General features: G+C 45.1%; 1 tRNA gene. It reads right to left on the minus strand.

The window, feature by feature from the left end:
• Window positions 1-136: 136 nt before the first annotated feature.
• Window positions 137-212 (minus strand) — tRNA-Ala (locus ACQRBV_RS27600).
• Window position 213: the final 1 nt, after the last annotated feature.

The raw sequence follows: 213 nt of genomic DNA on the forward strand, positions 1-213 counted from the left end.
GAAAGTAACGTTCAGTCTATCTTTCTATCACATACCCAAATTTTTAAAGAACGATCTAATCAAAGACTAGAAATCAACATTCACCATCATCTTGATGGAATGCTCATTTCTAAGCTTTAAACGTCAGAAGCAGTAGTGGTGGAGCCAAACGGGATCGAACCGTTGACCTCCTGCGTGCAAGGCAGGCGCTCTCCCAGCTGAGCTATGGCCCCG

It is taken from the genome of Pseudomonas sp. R11F, from assembly GCF_050312575.1.
In the GTDB taxonomy this organism is placed as follows: Bacteria; Pseudomonadota; Gammaproteobacteria; order Pseudomonadales; family Pseudomonadaceae; genus Aquipseudomonas; species Aquipseudomonas palleroniana.